This window comes from Pseudomonas sp. LBUM1651, assembly GCF_059716135.1.
Map to the genome: position 1 here is coordinate 1,605,890 of NZ_CP166805.1, position 21,622 is coordinate 1,627,511.

Consider the following 21,622-nt stretch of genomic DNA (forward strand, 5'->3'; position numbering starts at 1 on the left):
CAGGGGAAAGTTCAGCGCACAGGCATTTTTTGCACAACAGCGGCTCAGTGGGTCCAGATTAACAAGGCGATCCAGTACGGTGCGACCAAAGGCGTTACCTAAAAATCAGCACGGTGAATTGACATGGTTGAGATTGCAAAAAAAAGCGTGGGCGGAAGTGAAGGCCAATAAGGAATAAGGAATTTATTTCGGTCAAAACGTTTTTCGGCTACAACAGCTGCCGCGCCGATCCTCTGGGGGTGGATTGTCTGATGGCTCCCGACGTGAACAACGAGGAATTGGGTGCTTGCGTGCAGGAAGCTCTGGCGCGCAGTAGATTCGTCCTGTCCGAACCACGCAACGACGTCTGGATTCACCCTGAAGCAACATTTGACCGGGATTTGTACGACTACGATTTGACCAATCGGCGCTATGACCAATGGGTTGCCAGCGTTATGGATCGTTATGAATACAAGACCAAACGTGCACTGTTCAAAGACATGCGACGATGCAGCATTGAAAGCAAAAATGGCGAGATAACCATTCGTCCGAGCTGCCATGAAAAGCTTGAGGGGTGGAGCGCAAGGGGATAGCTGAAAGTGATTGTGTCGTTATTTCTGTCACTGGCTCGCCGGCGGAAGTCGGCGCGGCGCTTCGATTGGCCCTTGGTCGCTGTAAATAAAAAAAATGCCCCGGTATTGCCGGGGCGTTTTTTTATCCTCGCGATATGATCTAGCCGCTATGGCAGCAGCTCGAAAAGGCCTTGTCTTCATACCGATCGTGATGCCTTACCCATTCCATGATTTCCCCTTCGTTGCGGCCCTTGGGCATGAGGTCGAGGTAGTTGTAGGCGCCGACCAGCAGGTCCAAGCCGCGGGCATAGGTGGAGTAGGTGTGAAAAATCTCGCCAGCTTCGTTGCGATAAAACACGCTGAGGCCTGGGAGTTCTTCTTCGGCGCCGTCGGATTTTTCGTAGTTGTAGGTCGCTTTTCCGGCGGCAACATCTTCTGCTCGGGCCGAGACGCCAAAGTCGTAGTTGAAATCGCAGCCTGCTGAAGATACCCAGTCGAATTTCCAGCCCATGCGCCGTTTGAACGCCTGGAATTCGGCGAACGGTGCGTGGGAAACCGCCACCACGGCGACATCGTGATGAGCCAGGTGCTGGTTGGCGCCGTCGATGTGGTCGGACAGGAACGAGCAACCGGGGCAGCCTTCATCCCAGCCTTCGGCGAACATGAAGTGGTAGATGACCAACTGACTGCGGCCGCCGAACAGGTCGGCCAGTTTCAATTCACCGTTGGGGCCCTGGAAGCGATAGTCCTTGTCGATTTTCACCCAAGGGAGTGCGCGACGTTCGGCGCTGAGTTTGTCCCGTTCCTTGGTAAAGGCTTTTTCGTGGGCCAGGTGTTGTTTGCGAGCGGCGAGCCATTCTTCTCGCGACACGATTTGATGGTTCTGAACGTTCATCGGGTTTTCTCCTGCGCAATGCGGGGAGGTGACTGACACAACCTTGTCGTTTGACCTGTGCCGAATTCGACATACCGCCGGTCAGCGCCGTTCAAAACCTGCGCTGAACGGCTGCGCGCGTCGTCGGTCACAACCTGTGAATGCCATCACACTCACGGGCTTTGGAGGTTGAATCAGGATGACAACTTACAACTGGGATTTGATTGAACGCTTGCTGCACGAAGTGCAAAACGGAGCAGCCAGCTTCACGCCACGGCCCTATGCCGAGCAGTATGCGGCGGAGAAAGCCACGGAGGGCGAACAGACTGAAAACCTGGATCACCTGAAAGCGGTGGCAGGTGAGTACGAAAAGTTACTGCTGGCGCGCGGTTATATTGAATCCAGGCCAGAAGAGCAGGGCGGCACCGGTTCGAATTACATACTGACGCCACGGGGCTCGAGTTTGTTGAGCCTGATCGACAGCAGCATTCCGGGCGATGCTCATCCGCGGCAGGTGCTGGATGAGCAGGAAGATGCGCTGGATGAAGTGACGTTTGATGAGGTGGCGTCGAAGGCGCAGATTGCCTGAAGATCGCCGATTACCAATGTGGGAGCGAGCCTGCTCGCGAATGCGGAGTGTCAGCTGACATCGATGTTGTCTGATACACCGCCATCGCGAGCAGGCTCGCTCCCACATTGTATTTGTGTTGATCCGTAACTCTGCTGCGCTGCTTTAAGGCACTTCAAATCGTTGAAATCCTTGCGCACCCCTTCGATTTTCTTCAACAACCGCTCACGCTGACTCGGCGTGCTCTCGGCCATCAAATCCACAAACAGGCTTCGCGCCTGTGCTTCGGTATTGGCGTAAGCCTTACGGTAATCGGCCGTCCATAAACTCTCGCGATTCACCAGAAGTGTCTCGATTCGCTGTGGGAATTCCGGACTCTGACGTTGCGCAACCGCTGCACTGAACTGCTTCTGCCAATGGGCGCGGTTGGCGATCCATTGCGTGTTCTGGTCACCCAAGGCATTCGACCAGGCGACGACACGTTGTTGCTGGGTCGGACTGAGCGGGCCGAGCCAGTCATTCAAGCGTTTTTCCATGCGCTCGCTGCGCTCCTTGATCTGCTGATCGAGGGACGGTTTCAGGTAATCCTGCTGGCGTTTGCGCTGGTCCTTGGCAAAGGCGTCGTTCATCTCCGCAACTTGCTTGTCATCCAGCCCCTGCAACAACTCGATGGCCGACGGGGTGATTTCCCGAGCGGTCTGGGCGATGGCTTGTTTGGCTTCCCGGGTGCGGGTTTGCAGCGCGGCGTCGGTCACCTGATTGGTCTCAACCATCACCTGCAAACGGTCGAGCCAATCGAGGTAACCCGGCAGTTGCGTGGTGCAGTGCCAGCTCAGGTGTTCTTTCAGGCGCTCGTTGAACCAGCCTTTCTGCTCGCCGTTCATGTCCAGGTAATCGCTGAGCGTCCACGGGATGATCACGTCGAGGTTGCGATAGGCCAGACCCACGCGACTGCACGCGCCGAGGGCGAGACTGAGGGTGAGGACGACGGCGAGACACTTCAACCAGCGCGACATGGGCGAGTCCTTGCGAAAGCGTAGATTCTCATGTGAACGCAGGATGAGCCTGCCAGTTCAGCCGATCAATAGAACGCGTGTTCTGCCTTGAGGGTGACCAGACCGTCGCACTGACTGTTATGCCCGGAATAGGCGGAGCAGTCGCTGCCGCTGAGGCTTGAGTCGCTGTAGATCAGGTCCAGGTCGATGCCCATGAACGGCCGGGACAATGTCAACGACCAGTCAGTGAAACTGCCTACATACCCACCGTCCACCGACACCGGGGTGTTGAGCTGGTGGGTGGTGTATTTCATGCTGATCCCGACGCCGAACGGTTGATTGCCACCGAGATCGGCGAACACGGTGCTGTTCTGTTTGTCCGGGTCGTTGCTGAAGGCTGCGCCGAAACGGCTGCCAAGCAGGGTCAGGCCGCCGAAGAGTTCCTGGGTGTCGAGGGTGTCCACCTTCGGATAGCTGTAGTGGATCATGCCGACTTCGTAACCGAGGGTTTGATCGAAGGGCTGTTTAAAACCCATGTAGGAATCGACTTCCAGGTTGTTCCCCGGACTCAATCCCATGCTCGGTGACCATTGACCGAAGTAGAAGCCGCTGTCGTGGCTCAGGTCGAGGCCGCCGTGAAAGGAGCCGGTGGTCGAGGGTTTGACCAGCCCCTGGGCCATGCTGCGACTGGGGGTGGTGCCGAGCTTGAGATCGAAATCCCCCAGTTCACGCTGGAAGATTTGCGCGTGGGCGACCGAACAGGACAGCAGGCCGCTGAGCAAAAACAGAAAGGGTTTGAGCATGCGTCACTCCATGACAGCGAGGAGCCGAAACGAAAAACTGCTGAAACGCTTAATCTAGACGTGTGCAAGCATACCGGCGAATGCCCGGCATCGAGGGCCGTTCGTCGATTTTTGAAATATTGATGTGTTTATCGGGGTGTTGCGGGAGGGTTCCAGTCCAAGCGCTTCGAAGCTCAAAGCGCTTACGGACCAGGTGATGCGAGGGGTCTTGTAAAAGTGTTACTTTTTGCCGAGCGTGATCTGCTTGGACGGGCCGAACGTCTGGCCGCTGACGCCTTTGGCAATTTGCTGGATCTCGCCACCGGACTTGAGGAAAGCAGCAATCTGGTTGTTGATCGATTCGCTGGTTTCAACGGCTGGAGCTGGCTTTGCTTTGCTGTTGGATGCTTTTACACGCATGGCGGCCATTAACCTGTAGAAAATTAACTTGGCCACGCATCGTACAGGAAATACTTGACAATTGCTTGGTAAATATCCCCCTGAAATACAGATCACAAATGCAAGATCAGTCGCAAGTTATTATTCGAAATATCTACGTAACCTGCTGTTTTGAATAAGAACATCGGTGCATATAAATGGATTTTTGCCTGGCTGGAAGGGGCAAAAACCAGCAGGCTGGCCTGACGAGTGGCCGGACGCCTCCGACAAAATCCAGGAAAATTAAGACCTTCACAGGATTTTTCTCGAGCCACCTGGCCGGGCGTCGAACGCCGCGTGCAAAAACGGGTAGAATGCCGCCCACGCAATGAGGGTATTGGAAATGGCTTTAGTCGGGCGTTACAACAGTTTGCAAGTGGTTAAACACACTAACTTCGGTTTATATCTGGACGGTGGCGCGGATGGCGAAATCCTTCTGCCTAACCGTTATATTCCCAAAGATATTCCCAGCGAAGATGAAGACTGGCTCAACGTTTTTATTTATCTGGACAGCGATGACAAACTTATCGCAACTACCGAAAAGCCGAAAGTTCAAGTCGGTGAATTCGCCAGTTTGAAAGTCGTTGAAGTCAACAGCATCGGTGTTTTCCTGGATTGGGGTTTGCCGAAGGATCTGTTGCTGCCGTTTTCCGAAGAGAAGCGTCAGATGACTGCTGGCGAGTACGTCGTGGTGCACGTCTACCTCGACAAGCACACCCGCCGCATCACCGCGACCGCGCGTCTGGACCGTTATCTGGACAAGACCCCGGCCAATTACACACCCGGCCAGGAAGTTGATCTGCTGGTTGCCGAAGCCACCGACATGGGTTTCAAGGCAATCATCAACAACAAGCACTGGGGCTTGATCCACAAGAACGAAATCTTCAAGTTCATGCGCGCCGGCAAGGAAGAGAAGGGCTTCATCAAAGAAGTCCGGGCCGACGGCAAGATCAGCCTGAGCCTGCAACCGGTGGGCGAAGAAGCGGCCACCAGCCTCAACTCGAAGATCCTCGCCAAGTTGCGTGAAAACAACGGCACGCTGCCGGTGAGCGACAAGAGCGACCCGACGGTGATCACCAGCATGTTTGGCGTCAGCAAGGGCAACTTCAAGAAGGCCATTGGTGCGCTGTACAAGAATGGCCAGATCGTTATTCATGCCGATCGCATTGAACTGAGCTGATCCCGCGCCGGCCTTTGCTTTAACTGTCGAGTCATTGCCATGGATTGTGTTGACGAGGTGTTCCGGTGAGCGCTACTCGGCGTAGCGCCGATGCTTTTGCCCTGCAAGTGATGATGGGGTTGTGCCTGATCTGGGGCGTGCAGCAGGTGATGATCAAGTGGGCGGCGCCTGACATCGCGCCGGTCATGCAGGCTGCGGGGCGGTCGGGTATTTCTGCGTTGCTTGTAGGATTGCTGATCTGTTGGAAGGGCGGCTGGGATCAGGTCGGCAAGACGTGGCGTGGTGGACTGCTGGCCGGCGCGCTGTTTGGACTGGAGTTCTTCTTCATTTCCGAAGGCCTGCAATTGACCACGGCTGCGCACATGTCGGTGTTCCTTTACACAGCGCCGATCTTCACCGCCCTGGGCGTGCACTGGCTGTTGCCGAGTGAACGTTTAAGGCCCGTCCAGTGGTTGGGCATTTTCCTCGCCTTTATCGGGATTGCCATCGCGTTTGCCGGTGGCGTGTCGTGGGACAACCTCGATCGCCGCATGTTGATGGGGGACGCGCTTGGCGTATTGGCCGGCGCCGCTTGGGGCGCGACCACCGTCGTGGTGCGCGCTTCGCGCTTGTCGGAAGCACCGGTGACGCTCACGTTGTTCTACCAACTGATTGTCGGTTTCGTCGGTTTGCTGCTGATCGCGATGCTCAGTGGCCAGGTCACCCACGTCAGCCTGACCACCGTGGCGGTGGCCAGTGTGCTGTTCCAGGGACTGGTGGTGTCGTTCTTCAGCTACCTGACCTGGTTCTGGTTGCTGCGTCGCTATCTGGCGGCGAACCTGGCGGTGTTTTCGTTCATGACGCCGTTGTTCGGCGTCACGTTCGGCGTGGTCTTGCTGGGCGAGGCGCTGAGCCTCAACTTCGTCATCGGTGCTGTGCTGGTGCTGCTCGGCATCACGTTTGTCAGCGCTGAACAGTGGGTGCGCCGTCGTTTGCGCAAAGCCCTCGGCCAGCACTGACCGGACGGAACAACAGACCACCAGCGATAAGCAAACCGCTGCCCGCCACGATCAGCGCCGGCTGCAAGCCACCGCTGAAATGGCTGCTCAACGCTGCCAGTAGCGGTCCGGCAAGCTGACCCACGGCAAAGCACGCGGTCAGCAGTCCGGCATTGCGTTGGGTGGCGTGGGGCGCCAGTTCCCGGGAGCGTTGCATCACCAGCTGCATGCAGGCCAGGAACGGCGTGCCACACAGCATCACGCCCAGCGCCAGGCCTGACCCGCTGCCCAACAGGCAGGCAAACACACCGGCCGCTTGCAGCCACAACGTTGCCATCAGCCAATGACGGGTGGCGTTCGGGTTGTGCCGACGAAGACTCACCAGCACCACGCCGATGGCCGATGCCAGACCAAAGCAGGGCCAGAACAGGTCGGCTTGCCATTGCCCGTGGAACTGCGCGTTGGCCATTTGTGAGAGGAAAGTGGCCGGGATGATGTAGCCCAGACCGTACAAGCAGTAGATCACCCCTAAACGGCCGATCCCCTGGTTGCCCGAACCGGCAGCGCTGGAGGCGACTGCCACGGTGGCGGACGGTTGCGGCAGGAAAGGCAAAATCCCCAACAGCATCACCAGTGCGACGCCGGCGTATACCAGCCACAAGGTTGCGGAGGTCTGACCCAACAGGTTCGAGCCCAAAGCCAACAATCCCGTCAGAAAAATCCCCAGACCCGGTCCGGCAAATACCACTGCGCCAAGCCGAGGTCGACCGGCTGCCGCGGCCAGTGGCTGGCTCAATGCGGTGATCATCACCAGCACCCAGGCGCTGGCCACGCCCGTGCCGAAACGCAGCAACAGATGCGACCAGAATCCGTTGGCCCAGAACGATGCGAGCGTGAGTAATACACACAGCCATAACCCCCCCAGCAACCGCTGCCGGACTTGCTCGGGACGGCGGGAGAACATCGCGTCCACGGCGCCAACGAAATACCCAAGGTAGTTGGCTGCGGCAATCAGACCGGCGGCCGTGAGGTCGATCTGACCTTCGCTGAGCAGGTGCGGCAGTTGCGGGGTGAGGGCGAATCGCCCGATGCCCATGGCCATCATGAGCGCGATAAAACTGGCGATTAAGCGAATCAGCGGGGACATAGTCTGAGTTCCGACAGAGGATCAATGACCGTCAGGCTAGGGCTGATTGACTTTCTTTAAAAATGAATAATAGTGAGTAACTTGTTCTTATTTGGAGAATATCGTGGAATTCAGCCAATTGCGGATCTTCCAGGCGGTGGCGGAAGAGGGCTCGATTACCCGTGCTGCTGAACGTTTGCATCGGGTGCCGTCGAACCTGTCGACACGACTCAAACAACTTGAGGAGCAGCTCGGTGTAGAGCTCTTCGTACGTGAGCGTCAGCGTTTGCAGTTGTCACCGGCGGGAAAAGTCTTGCTGGACTACACCGCGAAGCTGTTCAACCTGCACGATGAAGCGCAGGCGGCGGTGCAGGGCGGGCAACCGGCAGGTGATTTCGTGCTGGGGACCATGTACAGCACCGCCGCCATTCATCTTCCGAAGTTGTTGGCCCGTTATCACCGCACGTACCCGGCAGTGAACCTGCAAGTGCAGTCCGGGCCCAGCGGCGAACTACTGGAAGGCCTGCTCACCGGTCGCCTCGATGCGGCGCTGGTGGACGGTCCGCTGGAACTGGCCGGACTCGATGGCGTGCCCTTGTGCGACGAACGGCTGGTCCTGATCAGCGAAGCCGATCACCCGCCGGTACACAGCGCGCTGGATGTGGAGGGGCGCTCGGTGTTCACCTTTCGTCAGGGTTGTTCCTATCGGATGCGTCTGGAAGCTTGGTTCGCTCATGATCACGCGGCCATGGGCCGGGCGATGGAGATCGAGTCTTATCCGGGAATGCTCGCCTGCGTGATTGCCGGCTCGGGTGTGGCGCTGATGTCGGAGTCGATGCTTGCCAGCCTTCCGGGTCGCGAAAGTGTGGCGGTGCACCCGTTGGCCGAGCCATTCGCCAGTGCGACGACCTGGCTGATGTGGCGCAAGGGCATGCTCGGGGCCAATCTGAATGCATGGATCGAGCAGCAACAGGCGGTCTATCCGTCGGAAACGACGCCGGCCCTGGCAATTGCCTGAACTAATGGTCAGGTATTTGGATCAATTCAGTAACAGATCATTGCGGATTTTGCCGAGCATTGCGTAGGACTTCGGACTATTATCAGTGCGAAGGGGCTACAGAATTTCAGCCGCTCGGCACTACCCTGAAGGGGGCACCATGAAAGAGAAAATCCAAAACTGGCTGCATGACCTGGGTGTCGCACTCGGTTTGATCGAACCGCCTCTGCAGCCTGTGCCTATTCGCACAGACGACGAACAGCGTCGACGCCAGCAGCGCCGTCGGTAAGTTAGGCTCATTGGCGCAAATCACCTGTGGCGAGGGAGCTTGCTCCCGCTGGGGCGCGTAGCGCCCCTTGGCAGTCACGAAGATTTGTCAGGCATGGAACACGGGCACTGCATTTTGCGACTGCTGCGCAGTCGAGCGGGAGCAAGCTCCCTCGCCACAAGTCCACCGTTAAACCACGACAGTGTATTTGGCAGCTATTCTCAATGCCGCGCGATCTCCATCAAAAACCGACTCAAATCATTCGCCGTCCTGGCGGTCTTGAGTATCCGGTCTTCCTCAGCGGTAAACGCCGTCAACCCCAGCTCATCTTCCAAATGAAAGATCAGGTCTTCGATGTCCGCTTTATCCAACCCTAATTCCATCAGGCTGGCGTTATCGTCGAAGTCATCCTGACGCTCCAGCAGTCGGCTGATGAAACGATGCACTGCGGCACGTACGTCGGCTCTTTTCATGAGGGTTCTTCGAGGGCGTTGGTATTGTTGTTCCCTGCGCTTGAGTACAGCAGGCTTCAGGCGTGTGAGCGCTGCCACTCGTCAATCATGCTGCGCAAATGTTCCCCGGAAAAACTCCCGAAATGCCCGCCATGCACGGTGCGGATCGGCAACTCACGCAAGCGTTGCAGGCTGCGCGCGTAGTCGTCGAGGTCGGAGTGGTAGGCGTCTTCGATCAGCGGGCCGTCGTAGATGATGTCGCCACTGAACAACGTCTCGGTCGCCGCCTCATACAGGCTGATGCCGCCCGGTGAATGCCCCGGCGTGTGCAGCACTTGCAACACGCGATTGCCCAGATCCAGCACGTCACCTTCCTCAATCATCCCCGTGGCCGGTGCGGCTTTGACCCGGTATTCGGCGTAGCACAGCGGGCAGTCGGGATGAGCCTCGAACATGTCGTCGCCGACGAAGGCCCGGCTCAAATCGTTTTCGCCGTCAGGTGCCGCAAGGATCCCGGCCTCGGCCGGATGCACCAGGCGTTCGGCAAATTCGTGATGGCCGGCGATGTGATCGAAATGGCAATGACTGGCCACGGCCACCAGCGGCCGTTCGGTGATCCACGGCAGTTGCTCGCGCAGGCTCACCAGTCCGGAGCCGCTGTCCAGCAGCAGGTCCTTGTCGCGGCCCTGAATGTGCCAGAGGTTGCAGCGGTAAAAGGGACGGATGTAAGGCTCGTGGATCAGGCGGATGCCGTCGCTGAGCTGTTTGACCTCGAACCACTGATCGCGAGAAACAATCTTCATCAAAGGTTTTCTCCAGACGAAAAAAAACGGGTGTGGCAACCGACGCCACACCCGTCGAAGAAAGCATCAAGTCGTTATGTTCAGCTTAGGCGGCGCTGGCCACCACTGCAGGGCGAGGGGACAGCAAGCTGACTACCACGAAACTCACCAGACTTACGCCGAGGCTGTAGTAGATCGGGGTGTTGGCGTCCATACCGTCCTTGATCATGAACAGCAGCGCGGTGGCGAAGCCCATACCCATGCTGGCGATAGCGCCGGCGGTGGTTGCGCGTTTCCAGAAGATTGCACCGATCAGCGGGATCAGCATGCCGCCCACCAACAGGTTGTAGGCCAGGGTCAAGGCACTGATCACATCGTTTACCACCAGTGCGATACCCAGCACCACGAAGCCGGTCAGCAGGGTGAACAGGCGGTTGATGCCCAGGCTCGACGCTTTACCGCCGCGCAGTTTCGGCAGCAGGTCTTCGGTCAGGGTGGTGGCAGCGGCGAGCAGGCCGGCGCTGGCGGTGGACATCATGGCTGCCAGGGCAGCGGCGATCACCAGGCCACGGATACCGTCCGGCAGGGACAGTTTGACGATGGCGGCGAAGGCGTTGTTGACGTTGTCCAGGTCCGGGATCAGCACATGAGCAGCCATGCCGATCAGGGCGCAGGCCAGTCCGTAAAGGATGCAGTAGAAGCCTGCGAATGTACCGGCGACCTGAGCCACTTTGGCGCTCTTGACGGTGAACACACGCTGCCAGATGTCTTGGCCGATCAGGATCCCGAAGAAGTAGATCATGAAGTAGGTGATGATGGTGTCCCAGCCAATCGTGGTGAAGCTGAAGGCGGTTGCCGGCAGTTTCAACACCAACTCATCCCAACCACCGACGCGGTACAGGCATATTGGCAACAGGATGAACATCAGGCCCACGGTCTTGATGACGAACTGGACGATGTCGGTCAGGGTCAGGGACCACATGCCGCCGATCGCCGAATAAATCACCACCACGCCACCGCCGACCAATACCGACAGCCAGAACGGCAGGTCGAACAGCACTTGCAGCACGGTGCCAATGGCCAGGATCGAAACCACGCCGATCATCAGCGCATACGCCAGCATGATCACCGCGCTCGCGGAGCGGGCCATCGGGTTGTAGCGTTTTTCCAGCACCTGGGTAACGGTGTAGATTTTCAGTTTCAGCAGCGGTTTGGCGAGGAACAGGTTCAGCGCCACGATCCCGCAACCGAGGGCCGCGCAGAGCCAGAAACCGGAAATGCCATGGACGTAGCCCAGGCGCACGGTGCCGACGGTAGATGCGCCGCCCAGAACAGTAGCGGCCATGGTGCCCATGTACAGGCTCGGGCCGAGGTTACGACCGGCGACCAAAAAGTCTTCGTTGGTCTTGGCCTTGCGCATGCCGTAGTAGCCGAGAATCAGCATCGCGGCGGCATAGATGAGTACGACGAATAAATCCAATGCCATGATGGCGTGTCTCCGATTGTCTTTTTTATGGTGAGGCTGAAAAGCAATGTGGCAATCAGGCCGCTTTTTGTGGCGAGGGAGCTTGCTCCCGCTGGGCTGCGAAGCAGCCCCAAATCCTGCAACCGCGTTTCTTCAGGAGAAACACCATTAGCCTGTTTTGCGACTGCTGCGCAGTCGAGCGGGAGCAAGCTCCCTCGCCACAGAGGTTCCGTTGACCACCGTTTGTGTCGAATCAGGCGGCTTGTCGCACCGACGATTTAGCGAGCGAATCCGTGCTCTTGCTGCGTGGATCGTTGGGACCGAACACCGTTGCCGATTCCGGGAACAGGCTCAGCAGCGCCAGGTACACCAGCGAGGCCAGGCCCAGGGTTACCGGCAGGCTGATGTCGATACCGCCGGCCATTTCGCCCAGTGGTCCGACGAACTGCCCCGGCAGGTTCACGAAGCACAGGCCGACGGCCGCACTCGGGATCCAGGCACCCAGCCCACGCCAGTTCCAGCCATGGGTGAACCAGTAACGACCGCCTTTCTCGCCGCGGGTGAACACTTGCAGGTCATCCGGGCAATAGAAGCCGCGGCGAACCAGCAGACCGATGATCATGATCACCATCCACGGGGTGGTGCAGGTGATGATCAGCACGGCGAAGGTCGACACGCTCTGCACCAGGTTCGCCGCGAAGCGTCCGATGAAGATGAAGGCAATCGACATCACACCGATCAGCAGCGTGGCCTTGACCCGCGACAGCACACGCGGGAACACGCTGGACATGTCCAGCCCGGTGCCATACAGCGAGGTGGTGCCGGTGGACATGCCGCCGATCACTGCGATCAGGCACACCGGCAGGAAGAACCAGCTCGGCGAAACGGCCAGCAGGCCGCCGACGTAGTTGTTCGCCGCGATGTAGTCCGGCGCGTTGATCGCGACGATGGTCGCGGTGGCGAGGCCGAACAGGAACGGGATGAACGTTGCGATCTGCGAGATCACCACGGCGGCCATGATCCGGCGCTTTGAGGTGTCACGCGGGATGTAACGCGACCAGTCACCGAGGAACGCGCCGAAGGAAATCGGGTTGCTCATCGCCACCAGCGCGGCGCCGATAAAGGCTGCCCAGAAACCGGGCTGACCCATGTTCACGGTACCGGCGTAGTTCACATCGAAAGGACCGGCGAACGCGAAGATGCCCAACAGGAACAACAGGCTGGCGCTCCACACCGCGATCTTGTTGACCCACAGCAGGAAGCGGAAACCGTAGATGCAAACCGTCAGCACCAGAATCGCGAACAGACCGTAGGCCAGGCCCAGGGTCAGGTCGGTTTCCGGCAGGCCGATCAGGCGTTTCGCACCACCGATCAACGCATCACCCGAACTCCATACCGAGAGCGAGAAGAAGGCGATGGCGGTCAGCAGCGACAGAAACGAACCGACGATCCGCCCGTGCACGCCGAAGTGTGCACCGGAAGAAACCGCGTTGTTGGTGCCGTTGATCGGACCGAACAGGCCCATGGGTGCGAGGATCAACGAACCCAGCAACACGCCCAGCACAACCGCCCAGACGCCGGCCTGGAAAGACAGGCCAAACAGCACCGGGAAACTGCCGAGCACGGCGGTGGCAAAGGTGTTGGAACCGCCGAAGATCATCCGGAACAAGTCCGTCGGGCCTGCGGTGCGTTCGTTGTCCGGGATCTGTTCGACCCCGTAGGTTTCAATGTGCGTAAGGCTTTGGTCGTTTTTGTTGTTATTCATGATCTGCTCCGATCATAAAGGCGCGCTCATCGTGTGTGAGCGTCACCTGTTTGGCTAAGGGGTTGGCAGCCCTTCCGGCATTGCGGACAAATGTTCATGGCAGGCCAGCCACAGGCCTTGTTGTTCTTGGCCAGACGCTTGTTTCTTGAAAACAATCGTCTCGCGCTCCTGGCTGAAGTGTTGCTCCCCTTGCATGCGCAGCTCGGTGGCCACGTCATGGATGAAAATCGCGACGTCACCCTGCAGGCTGACGAAGGCGTTGCTCGAGGTGCACGAAAGCACCTCGAAGCCATCCTCGGCACGCCAGATGTCCCACAACGCCTGATAGGCATCGCGCGACAGCAGTGGCTGCTCGAGGGTGTAAAACACGAAGCTGGCATCGGCGCTGAACGCGCCGAAATACGCCTCGCGATCGTTACGGGCAAAGGCGGACACCAGATCGGCGGCGGCCTTCAAAACCTGATCACGTTCGTTCACGACCGATCCTCAGCGATGGACCACGCCAGGCAGTACGCAGAGCATTTCGTACAGCAGGTTGGCTGCCAGCAGCGAGGTGTTGCCGGTTGTGTCATAAGCGGGCGAGACTTCTACCAGATCGCAACCGACCAAGTCGAGGCCTTGGCAGCCGCGAACGATCTCGATTGCCTGAATGGTCGTCAGACCACCGATTTCCGGGGTGCCGGTGCCAGGCGCCCAGGCCGGGTCGATACCGTCGATGTCGAAACTCAGGTACACCGGACCGCCGCCGACTTTCTCGCGAACTTCGGCCATCAGCGGTGCCAGGGATTTGTGCCAGCACTCTTCGGCCTGAACCACACGGAAGCCCTGGTTACGGCTCCAGTTGAAGTCATCAGCGGTGTAGCCCTGGGCGCGCAGACCAATTTGCACGACACGGTCCGGGTCCAGAAGGCCTTCTTCGACGGCGCGGCGGAAGGTGGTGCCATGGGCGATCTTCTCGCCAAACATGTGATCGTTTACATCGGCGTGGGCGTCGATGTGCACCAGGCCGACCTTGCCATGCTTCTTGTGGATGGCACGCAGGATCGGCAGGGTGATGGTGTGGTCCCCGCCCAGAGTCAGGGGGATCACATCGTGTTCGAGGATTTTGTGGTAGGACTCTTCGATGATCCGTACGGCATCCAGCAGGTTGAAGGTGTTGATTGCCACGTCCCCGATGTCGGCAACCGACAGCGAATCGAACGGCGCTGCGCCGGTGGCCATGTTGTACGGGCGGATCATCACCGATTCGGCGCGGATGTCACGCGGCCCGAAACGGGTGCCGGGGCGCAGCGAAGTACCGATGTCCAAAGGCACGCCGACGAAGGCAGCGTCGAGGCCGGCAGCGGTAGGTACATGGGGGAGTCGCAGCATGGTGGCGATGCCGCCGAAGCGCGGCATTTCATTGCCGCCCAGTGGTTGGTGAAGAATCTTGTCCACGGGTAGGGCCTCATCGTCGTTGTTTTATTTATGTCGGTTGCGCAGGTCCAGGGAGGATCGGGCACCGTTAGGGGCCGATTTTGCGAAAGGTAGTGGCCGGGAAGAATCGCTACGGGCAAATACTTAGTTCAGATTTTTCTAAACTAATGGCTGCGGTTAGCGATAGACTTTCGATCACACGCAGAACCCCTGTGGCGAGGGAGCTTGCTCCCGCTGGGCTGCGAAGCAGCCCCAAAACCATGAACCCCGTTGTGTCAGACTGACCGCGCCGGGAAGTTTACGACTGCTGCGCAGCCGAGCGGGAGCAAGCTCCCTCGCCACAAAAGCAATATGCATGACTTTGCAAACGGAGCCCCCCCATGGCCAACGCTTTACCCGACCTGAAACTATTGCGCATCTTCGTCAGCGTGGTCCGCCATCAGGGGTTCGCCAACGCGCAGCAAGAGCTCAACCTCTCGACCTCGGCGATCAGCACCTACATGAGCCAGCTCGAAGCGGCCCTTGGCCTTGTGCTTTGCCATCGTGGTCGTGGCGGTTTCAGCCTGACCAGCAAAGGCGAATTGTTCCATCAGGAAACCCTGCGCCTGCTCGGCGAACTCGAAGGTTTCGAGCAATACGCGGCGGCGCTGAAGGGCGAGTTGCGCGGCACGCTGAACCTCGGTGTCATCGACTCCACCGTCAGCGACAAGGCCTTGCCGTTCGCCGAGGCCATCGGCGCCTACAGTCAGGAACACCCGGCCGTGCATCTGCACCTCTCGGTGATGAGCCCGTACGAACTGCAACTCGGCGTGCAGGACAACCGCCTCGACCTGGCCATCGGTGCGTTTTCAACGCGCATGAGCGGGCTGGTCTACATGCCGCTGTACCGCGAACAGCACTGGTTATATTGCAGCAGCCGCCATCCGCTGTTCACCGAGCGGCGCATCCCCGAGCAAGTCATCACCCAGCAACGCATGGTGGGGCGCGGTTACTGGAGCCAGGCTGAACTGGCGCGCCACGGTTTCAAACACAGCGCCGCGACCGTGGAAAGTATGGAGGCGCAGTTGATCCTGGTGCTGTCCGGCGCCTACATCGGTTACCTGCCGGAGCACTACGCCCAGGCTTGGGCAGACAAGGGTGACTTGCGCGTGTTGCTGCCGGCGACCTTCGGTTACCAGGCGCCGTTCTCGATGATCGTGCGCCGGGGGCGCAGCCGCGAACCGTTGATCCAGACCTTCCGCGATTTGCTCAAAGCACAGCTCAATCAGGCTTGAAAACATGTCCAGAATCCAATGCCCGCGCTGCCTGCGCCCGCAAACACATTGCCTGTGCCCCCTGATCCCGAGCCTCGACAGCCGCACTCGGGTGTTGCTGCTGCAGCATCCGAGCGAAGTGAACCACGCGCTGAACACTGCGCGTCTGGCCGCGTTGGGCTTGAACAATGCCGAGTTGATCGTGGGCGAGGTGTTCGATGATTTGCCGGCGCTGTTGAATCAACCTGGTTATCAGGCGCGGTTGTTGTTTCCTGCCGAGGATGCGCAGCCGTTGCAGGCTTACACCGTGAATGATCAACCACTGTTGCTGGTCGTACCGGACGGCACCTGGCGCAAGGCACGTAAAATGCTGCACCTCAATCCGCTGTTGGCGGCGTTGCCCCGAGTGACCTTGGTGGAGGGCGGCGTGTCCCGCTATCGATTGCGCAAGGCGCCGGGGCCGGGCGCGTTGTCGACGGTAGAGGCGATTGTGCAGGCGTTGCAGACGCTGGAAGCGCCTGTCAGTTTCGAGCCGTTGTTGAAACCGTTCGAGGCGTTGATCGAGGGGCAGATTGCGGCGATGGGGGAGGAAACCTTCCAGCGCAATCATGGCGACAGATAAGTATTGTCCGTACCGGCCCCATCGCTAGCAGGCTAGCTCCCACAGGGGACTTGGAGTGAACACATATTTGTATTCACAAGTGATCAAATGTGGGAGCTAGCCTGCTAGCGATAGCCATTGCACAGTCAATGTAGATTCTGGCCGGATCTATCGCTCGCGCATCGCCTCGGTCCGCGCTTTCAACACCGGTTTCAGCAGATAATCCAGCACACTTTTCTCACCCGTGATGATGTCCACAGTGGCCACCATCCCCGGAATAATCAGCAGCGGTTTCACATCCCCACCCAAGTGATTTTTATCGGTCCGCACCTGAATCAGATAAAAACTGTTGCCCTTGTCATCTGTAGTCGTGTCCGCACCAATCAACTCCAGCTTCGCACTCAACCCGCCATAAATCGTGTAGTCGTACGCACTGAACTTGACCATCGCTTTCTGCCCCGGATGCAGGAATGCCACGTCCTGTGGCCGCACCTTGGCTTCGATCAGCAGGTTGTCTTCGATGGGCACGATTTCCACCATGTCGCTGCCCGGCTGGACCACGCCGCCGATGGTGTTGACCTTCAGCACCTTGATAATCCCGTGCACCGGCGACACCACCGTGGTGCGGCTGACGCGGTCATCGATGGCGATGCTCGACGCGGTGATTTTCGACAGGTCGGTACGTTTCTCATTGAGCTCTTTCGCCGCGTCCGAGCGGAAGGATTGTTCCGATTCGTCGATCTTGCTTTTGATCTCGTTGATCGCCGATTCGGCGCGGGGAATCGCCAGCGTCGTGGCGTTCAGTGAGCCGCGAATCTCCACCGCGCTGCGTTTGAGCCGCAGGATTTCCACCGGCGAAACCGCCCCGGTGCCCACCAGCGGCGCGGACATGTTCATTTCCTGTTGCAGCAGCGCCAGGCTGGAACTGTATTGGCCCTGTTTCGAGCGAAACTCCGCCAGTTCCTGGGTTTTTTGCCGCAGTTGTTCGGTCAGCGTGCGCTGTTCGCTGGCCAGGCGACGTTGCCGTTGTTCGTACAGCGAGCGCTCGTCCTCGGCCACTTGCGGGGCCTTGGCGATCACCTCCGGCGACAACTTGAACGGCCGCCCCTCGGCCTCGGCGGACAGGCGTTCAACCTGCGCAGTCAGCGCATAACGATCCGCCTCGCTTTCACCCTTGTTCGACAGAAACCGTGTGTCATCCAGGCGCAGCAGCGTGTCGCCCTTGTTCACCATTTGCCCTTCGCGCACGAAGATCTCGGTGACGATGCCGCCCTCCAGGTTCTGGATCACCTGCACCTTGCTCGACGGGATTGCCTTGCCTTCGCCCATGGTGACTTCCTGCAACACGGCGAACTTGGCCCAGACCACGGCGCTGATGATCAACGCGGCGGCGAGCCACACAGTGATCCGCGACCAGCGCGGAGAATCCTGCAATGACGCGCCGGCGGTTTCCGGCATGAACTCGCTTTCGGCGCTTTTTGAGAAGCTGTCGAAGTATCCGCGTGTCTTCGACGTTACAGGCGGGGAATAAGGCATGAGCGGACTCCTAGACGGCCGCAGAGCCGACACGGCCCTTGCGCAGTGCATCGATGACCGCTTCCTTCGGACCGTCGGCGACGATCCGCCCGTTGTCCAGCACAACCAGCCGATCCACCAGGCTGAGCATCGAGGTGCGGTGGGTCACCAGCAGCAGGGTTTTGCCCTGGACCCAGCCGTGAAGTTTTTGCCGCAGGACATCTTCGCTGCTGTTGTCCATGGCGCTGGTGGGTTCGTCGAGCAACATGATCGGCGGGTCGAGCAACAAGGCGCGCGCCAGCAACACCGCCTGACGTTGACCGCCCGACAACAACTGTCCGCGTTCGCCGACAGGCCGGTCAAAACCTTGTGGATGTTGACGCGCGAGTTCGGTGACGCCGGTCAGCTCGGCCACCTCCAGCATCCGCGAATCGCTGATGTAGCGGGCGCCGAGGGTCAGGTTGTCACGCAGGCTGCCGGCCAGCAGCGGCAGGTCATGAGCGACGTAACCGATCTGTTGGCGCAGGTCGGCGACGTCCAGTTGCCGCAGGTCCAGGCCATCGAGCAGCAACTGGCCTTCCTCCGGTTCGTAGAAACCCATGATCAGTCGCCCCAGGGTACTTTTGCCCGAGCCGCTGCGCCCGATGATGCCGACCCGTTCACCGGGTTTCAGGCTGAAACTGATGTTGGCCAGCGCCGGCGCGTTCTGGCCGTTGTAGCGAAAGGTCACGCCGCTGACGTCGAGGGCGCCTTGCAATTGCGTGCGTTCCAGCGGCCGCTGTTTGGCATCGCGCTCTTGCGGCAAGCTCATCAGCGCATCGGTGCTTTTCATGGTCAGTTGCGCTTGCTGGTAGCGGGTGATCAGCCCGGCGATCTGTCCCAGCGGCGCGAGTACGCGACTGCCGAGCATGTAGGTCGCCACCAGCGCACCGACGCTGAGGTTGCCGGCGATGATGCTGTAGACCCCGGCGACGATGGTCGCCATGCCGGAGAATTGCTGGATGAACAGCGTGCCGTTGGTGGCCAGTGCCGAGAGGTTGCGCGCGTGGCTGTCGAGGCGGGTGAGGGCGCCGTGGGTGCTTTCCCATTTGTGCTGGCGCTCGCTTTCGGCGCTGCAGGCCTTGAGGGTTTCCAGGCCGCCGAGGGTTTCGATCAGCAAGGCCTGGCGTTCGGCGCCGAGGGCCAGGCTTTTTTGCACGGTGTCGCGCAGGCGCACCTGAATCACCATGGCGAACAGGATGGTGATCGGAAACGCCAGCAACGGAATCACCACCAGCCAGCCACCGAGCAGGCCGATCACCACCAGCATCAGCACGGCGAACGGCAGGTCGATCAGGCTGGTCAGCGTGACGGCGGTGAGGAATTCGCGAAGGCCCTGGAAGTCATGAATACTTTGGGCAAAACCACCGATGGTCGCCGGGCGCGCTTTCATCGACATGCCGGTGATGCGTTCGAACAGCGTCGCGGAAAGGATCACGTCGGTTTTCCTCCCGGCGGTGTCCAGCAAGTGCGCGCGCACCACTCGCAGCGCCAGCTCGAAACCGGTGCCGATCAGCAAGCCGATGGACAGCACCCACAAGGTTGAAGTCGCCTGGTTCGGCACCACCCGGTCGTAAGTCTGCATCACGAACAGCGGCACCATCAGCCCCAGCAGGTTGATCAGGAAGCTCGCGAGGATTGCATCGCTGTACAGCCATTTCGACAACTTCAACGTGTCGCGAAACCACGCTTCCACTCGTGGCACCAGCGGCGAGCGCAAGTCTTCGAGTTCATGCCGTGGCCGGGCAAACAAGGCCTGGCCGCTGTAGTTTTCGGAGAGTTCTTCGCGGCTGACCCACTGCTCGCCACCGTCGGCTTCGCTCGGCAGAATCAGCAAGCGGCCATCATCGCCGAAGCGACGCAGGATAGCGGTGCGGCCGTTGTTGAGGATCAGCATCACGGGCAGGTTGAGCGCGGAAATGTCCTCCAGGTCACGGCGTAAAAGCCGCGCCTGCAAACTGGCCCGGGCCGCTGCGCGCGGCAGCAGGTCCAGGCTCAGGCGTTGGTGTGCCATTGGCAGTCCGGCACTCAGGCTGGCGCGACTGACCGTCGCGCCGTGGAGTTTGCAGAGGATCAGCAGACCGTCCAGAAGCGGGTCATCGAAGCTCAGCCGCGGATCGACACCGGTGTTGCCGGGTTCCATGCTGGTCACATTGATCGCTCCATTGCACTACTTCAATTCAGGCAGACGGGCTTCATTCTTCACTTCGGTCCGGGCGATCGCATCGGCGGGCAGCACCACCCGTTGTTTGCTCAGCAACTGGCCCATGTTCGCCAGCACGCGGTACATCGAGTATTCCTCGGTATAGCGCACTTCGGTGTAGCGACGGTTGGCGTTGTAGAGTTCGTTTTCGCTGTCGAGCACGTCGAGCAGGGTCCGTTGGCCGAGGCCGAACTGGTCCTGGTACGCCGCCCGCACACGGGTGGTGGTTTCGGCGTATTCACGGGCGGTCGGGGTTTGTTTCCGGGCGTTGAGCATGGCGTTCCACGCCAGGTGGATGTTCTCGTTGAGCTGGCGCAGGGCGTTGTTGCGGATGTCCATTGCCTGGTTGATCTTGTGCGCATCGGAGGCCAGTCGTGCCTTGTCGCTGCCGCCGCGGAACAGGTTGTAGTTCATCACGACGCCGACGCGCCATTCGTTGTCGTGGCCTTCTTCACCGGCGATGTTGTTGTTCGCCCCCACCGCGGCTTCAGCGTCGAAGCGTGGGTAGAACGGCGACTTGGCGACTTCGTACTGGCTCTCGGCCGATTGCACATCCGCCTGGGCCGATTTCAGGTACGGGTTGTTGTCGACCATGCTCTGTTGGGCATCCTGGATCGTGGGCGGCAATTCGCCCTTGATCGATGGCAGTGTTTCCAGTTCATCCGGCATACGCCCGGTGACGGCGTAGAAATTTGCTTCGGCATCGGCCAGATCGACTTCGGCGGTATCGAGGTTGTTCTCCGCGAGTGCCCGGCGAGCCACGGACTGATCGGCGTCGGCGTTGCTGCCGATGCCGCGCTGGGTACGCAGGCCGATCTGGTCGTTGACCCGCAGGTGCGCCTGCAGGTTGTTCTTGGCCAGGGTCACCAGTTCGCGGCGCTTGAGCACTTCGAGATAGACCTCGATGGTGCGCAGGGCCAGGTCCTGCGCGGTGCCCTGGGCGTAGTAGGCCCGGGAGTTGACCACGCCTTTGGTGCGCTCGACTTCGTTGGGCGTGTTGAAACCATCGAAGAGCATCTGCCGCAGGCGCAGTTCCGATTGGGTGTAGTTCAGGATTTCGGTGTGATGATTGCCGAAGGCGCGGGTGTTGGTGTTGTCGCTGTACCCGCGCCCGTACGCGGCATTCAGGTCAACAGAGGGATAAAAACCGCCCTTGGCGACTTTCACGTCTTCATCCGCCGACAGGCGGCTGTCTACACGTGAGGCGAGTTCCGGGTGGGTGGCGATGGTGCTCTGGATCGCCTCGGTCAGCGACATGGCTTGAGCCTGAGAAGTGCAGGCCATGGCCAATAGAATCGCACTGCAAACGGGGGTCAATCGGCGCATGGATACATCTCCCTGTCATCCTGATGGTGCTTATCAGTCGCCAAATATT

At 59.5% G+C, this 21,622-nt stretch carries 21 protein-coding genes and 1 pseudogene; 8 read left to right on the forward strand and 14 right to left on the reverse strand.

The window, feature by feature from the left end; translation table 11 throughout:
• Positions 1 to 185: 185 nt before the first annotated feature.
• Entirely contained in the window at positions 186 to 572 is a 387-nt protein-coding gene (locus tag ACA066_RS07420) for a contact-dependent growth inhibition system immunity protein (protein WP_497699823.1), read from the forward strand.
• A gap of 139 nt (positions 573 to 711) precedes the next feature.
• Here ACA066_RS07420 and ACA066_RS07425 read toward each other — a convergent pair whose 3' ends face one another.
• Positions 712 to 1,446, reverse strand: coding sequence for a DUF899 domain-containing protein (locus ACA066_RS07425; RefSeq protein ID WP_497698699.1), 735 nt, complete (start codon positions 1,444 to 1,446; stop codon positions 712 to 714).
• A 178-nt stretch (positions 1,447 to 1,624) separates the two neighbouring features.
• Here ACA066_RS07425 and ACA066_RS07430 point away from each other — a divergent pair, with 178 nt between their 5' ends.
• Positions 1,625 to 2,014: a transcriptional regulator gene (locus ACA066_RS07430; protein ID WP_497698700.1), complete on the forward strand. Its 390-nt coding sequence runs from the start codon at positions 1,625 to 1,627 to the stop codon at positions 2,012 to 2,014.
• Positions 2,015 to 2,145: 131 nt separating this feature from the next.
• On the opposite strand, the pseudogene ACA066_RS07435 reads toward ACA066_RS07430, so the two are convergent.
• From ACA066_RS07435 to ACA066_RS07445, 3 genes and pseudogenes are all read right to left on the reverse strand, one after another.
• Positions 2,146 to 3,009 (reverse strand): annotated as a pseudogene (locus tag ACA066_RS07435) (DUF6279 family lipoprotein); the annotation flags it as partial.
• Between the two features lie 65 nt (positions 3,010 to 3,074).
• On the reverse strand, positions 3,075 to 3,791 hold the full coding sequence (locus ACA066_RS07440; protein ID WP_497698701.1) for a TorF family putative porin: 717 nt from the start codon (positions 3,789 to 3,791) through the stop codon (positions 3,075 to 3,077).
• Positions 3,792 to 4,010: 219 nt separating this feature from the next.
• Positions 4,011 to 4,199 (reverse strand): PFL_1563 family small protein, encoded by a 189-nt coding sequence (locus ACA066_RS07445; protein ID WP_017337097.1) that lies wholly within the window; start codon positions 4,197 to 4,199, stop codon positions 4,011 to 4,013.
• A 352-nt stretch (positions 4,200 to 4,551) separates the two neighbouring features.
• Between ACA066_RS07445 and ACA066_RS07450 the strand changes: the two genes are divergently transcribed.
• Positions 4,552 to 5,388: a CvfB family protein gene (locus ACA066_RS07450; protein ID WP_461951398.1), complete on the forward strand. Its 837-nt coding sequence runs from the start codon at positions 4,552 to 4,554 to the stop codon at positions 5,386 to 5,388.
• A gap of 65 nt (positions 5,389 to 5,453) precedes the next feature.
• Entirely contained in the window at positions 5,454 to 6,386 is a 933-nt protein-coding gene (locus ACA066_RS07455) for a DMT family transporter (RefSeq protein ID WP_497698702.1), read from the forward strand.
• Here the strand turns inward: ACA066_RS07455 and ACA066_RS07460 are convergent.
• Positions 6,331 to 7,512 carry an MFS transporter gene (locus tag ACA066_RS07460; protein WP_497698703.1) on the reverse strand — a complete coding sequence of 394 codons (1,182 nt, stop codon included), beginning with the start codon at positions 7,510 to 7,512 and terminating at the stop codon, positions 6,331 to 6,333. The genes ACA066_RS07455 and ACA066_RS07460 overlap by 56 nt on opposite strands.
• A 103-nt stretch (positions 7,513 to 7,615) precedes the next feature.
• Here ACA066_RS07460 and ptrR point away from each other — a divergent pair, with 103 nt between their 5' ends.
• Both ptrR and ACA066_RS07470 read left to right on the forward strand, forming a co-directional pair.
• Complete coding sequence (gene ptrR, locus ACA066_RS07465) at positions 7,616 to 8,509, forward strand: putrescine utilization regulator PtrR (protein ID WP_497698704.1); 894 nt, start codon at positions 7,616 to 7,618, stop codon at positions 8,507 to 8,509.
• Positions 8,510 to 8,648: 139 nt separating this feature from the next.
• Positions 8,649 to 8,777, forward strand: a complete 129-nt coding sequence (locus ACA066_RS07470) for a PA1414 family protein (protein WP_007914492.1) — start codon at positions 8,649 to 8,651, stop codon at positions 8,775 to 8,777.
• Positions 8,778 to 8,977: 200 nt separating this feature from the next.
• On the opposite strand, the gene ACA066_RS07475 is transcribed toward ACA066_RS07470, so the two are convergent.
• The 6 genes from ACA066_RS07475 to speB form a co-directional block, all read right to left on the reverse strand.
• Positions 8,978 to 9,229 carry an acyl carrier protein gene (locus tag ACA066_RS07475; RefSeq protein WP_497698705.1) on the reverse strand — a complete coding sequence of 84 codons (252 nt, stop codon included), beginning with the start codon at positions 9,227 to 9,229 and terminating at the stop codon, positions 8,978 to 8,980.
• A 56-nt stretch (positions 9,230 to 9,285) separates the two neighbouring features.
• A complete protein-coding gene (locus tag ACA066_RS07480) occupies positions 9,286 to 10,011 on the reverse strand; it encodes an MBL fold metallo-hydrolase (RefSeq protein ID WP_497698706.1) in 726 nt (241 codons plus the stop codon).
• Between the two features lie 85 nt (positions 10,012 to 10,096).
• Entirely contained in the window at positions 10,097 to 11,476 is a 1,380-nt protein-coding gene (locus ACA066_RS07485) for a sodium:solute symporter family protein (RefSeq protein WP_497698707.1), read from the reverse strand.
• A gap of 232 nt (positions 11,477 to 11,708) precedes the next feature.
• Positions 11,709 to 13,220 (reverse strand): purine-cytosine permease family protein, encoded by a 1,512-nt coding sequence (locus ACA066_RS07490; protein WP_497698708.1) that lies wholly within the window; start codon positions 13,218 to 13,220, stop codon positions 11,709 to 11,711.
• A gap of 54 nt (positions 13,221 to 13,274) precedes the next feature.
• Positions 13,275 to 13,697, reverse strand: a complete 423-nt coding sequence (locus tag ACA066_RS07495) for a YybH family protein (protein WP_497698709.1) — start codon at positions 13,695 to 13,697, stop codon at positions 13,275 to 13,277.
• Positions 13,698 to 13,706: 9 nt separating this feature from the next.
• Entirely contained in the window at positions 13,707 to 14,657 is a 951-nt protein-coding gene (gene speB, locus ACA066_RS07500; protein ID WP_017337107.1) for an agmatinase, read from the reverse strand.
• 359 nt (positions 14,658 to 15,016) lie between these two features.
• On the opposite strand from speB, the gene ACA066_RS07505 reads away from it, so the two are divergent.
• Positions 15,017 to 15,910: a LysR family transcriptional regulator gene (locus ACA066_RS07505; RefSeq protein ID WP_007945995.1), complete on the forward strand. Its 894-nt coding sequence runs from the start codon at positions 15,017 to 15,019 to the stop codon at positions 15,908 to 15,910.
• A gap of 4 nt (positions 15,911 to 15,914) precedes the next feature.
• Entirely contained in the window at positions 15,915 to 16,511 is a 597-nt protein-coding gene (locus tag ACA066_RS07510) for a tRNA-uridine aminocarboxypropyltransferase (protein WP_497698710.1), read from the forward strand.
• A 147-nt stretch (positions 16,512 to 16,658) separates the two neighbouring features.
• On the opposite strand, the gene ACA066_RS07515 is transcribed toward ACA066_RS07510, so the two are convergent.
• Genes ACA066_RS07515 through ACA066_RS07525 form a run of 3 tightly spaced genes read right to left on the reverse strand, consistent with a single transcriptional unit; the run spans position 16,659 to position 21,573 of the window.
• Entirely contained in the window at positions 16,659 to 18,026 is a 1,368-nt protein-coding gene (locus ACA066_RS07515) for an HlyD family type I secretion periplasmic adaptor subunit (RefSeq protein ID WP_497698711.1), read from the reverse strand.
• A gap of 10 nt (positions 18,027 to 18,036) precedes the next feature.
• On the reverse strand, positions 18,037 to 20,196 hold the full coding sequence (locus tag ACA066_RS07520) for a type I secretion system permease/ATPase (RefSeq protein ID WP_497698712.1): 2,160 nt from the start codon (positions 20,194 to 20,196) through the stop codon (positions 18,037 to 18,039).
• Between the two features lie 18 nt (positions 20,197 to 20,214).
• Entirely contained in the window at positions 20,215 to 21,573 is a 1,359-nt protein-coding gene (locus ACA066_RS07525; protein ID WP_497698713.1) for a TolC family outer membrane protein, read from the reverse strand.
• Positions 21,574 to 21,622: the final 49 nt, after the last annotated feature.

Coding starts and splice junctions, on each gene's coding strand:
- ACA066_RS07425 (WP_497698699.1), bottom strand. CDS start 1,446: ATGAACGTTCAGAACCATCAAATCGTGTCGCGAGAAGAATGGCTCGCC.
- ACA066_RS07430 (WP_497698700.1), top strand. CDS start 1,625: ATGACAACTTACAACTGGGATTTGATTGAACGCTTGCTGCACGAAGTG.
- ACA066_RS07440 (WP_497698701.1), bottom strand. CDS start 3,791: ATGCTCAAACCCTTTCTGTTTTTGCTCAGCGGCCTGCTGTCCTGTTCG.
- ACA066_RS07445 (WP_017337097.1), bottom strand. CDS start 4,199: ATGGCCGCCATGCGTGTAAAAGCATCCAACAGCAAAGCAAAGCCAGCT.
- ACA066_RS07450 (WP_461951398.1), top strand. CDS start 4,552: ATGGCTTTAGTCGGGCGTTACAACAGTTTGCAAGTGGTTAAACACACT.
- ACA066_RS07460 (WP_497698703.1), bottom strand. CDS start 7,512: ATGTCCCCGCTGATTCGCTTAATCGCCAGTTTTATCGCGCTCATGATG.
- ACA066_RS07470 (WP_007914492.1), top strand. CDS start 8,649: ATGAAAGAGAAAATCCAAAACTGGCTGCATGACCTGGGTGTCGCACTC.
- ACA066_RS07475 (WP_497698705.1), bottom strand. CDS start 9,229: ATGAAAAGAGCCGACGTACGTGCCGCAGTGCATCGTTTCATCAGCCGA.
- ACA066_RS07480 (WP_497698706.1), bottom strand. CDS start 10,011: ATGAAGATTGTTTCTCGCGATCAGTGGTTCGAGGTCAAACAGCTCAGC.
- ACA066_RS07485 (WP_497698707.1), bottom strand. CDS start 11,476: ATGGCATTGGATTTATTCGTCGTACTCATCTATGCCGCCGCGATGCTG.
- ACA066_RS07490 (WP_497698708.1), bottom strand. CDS start 13,220: ATGAATAACAACAAAAACGACCAAAGCCTTACGCACATTGAAACCTAC.
- ACA066_RS07505 (WP_007945995.1), top strand. CDS start 15,017: ATGGCCAACGCTTTACCCGACCTGAAACTATTGCGCATCTTCGTCAGC.
- ACA066_RS07510 (WP_497698710.1), top strand. CDS start 15,915: ATGTCCAGAATCCAATGCCCGCGCTGCCTGCGCCCGCAAACACATTGC.
- ACA066_RS07515 (WP_497698711.1), bottom strand. CDS start 18,026: ATGCCTTATTCCCCGCCTGTAACGTCGAAGACACGCGGATACTTCGAC.
- ACA066_RS07525 (WP_497698713.1), bottom strand. CDS start 21,573: ATGCGCCGATTGACCCCCGTTTGCAGTGCGATTCTATTGGCCATGGCC.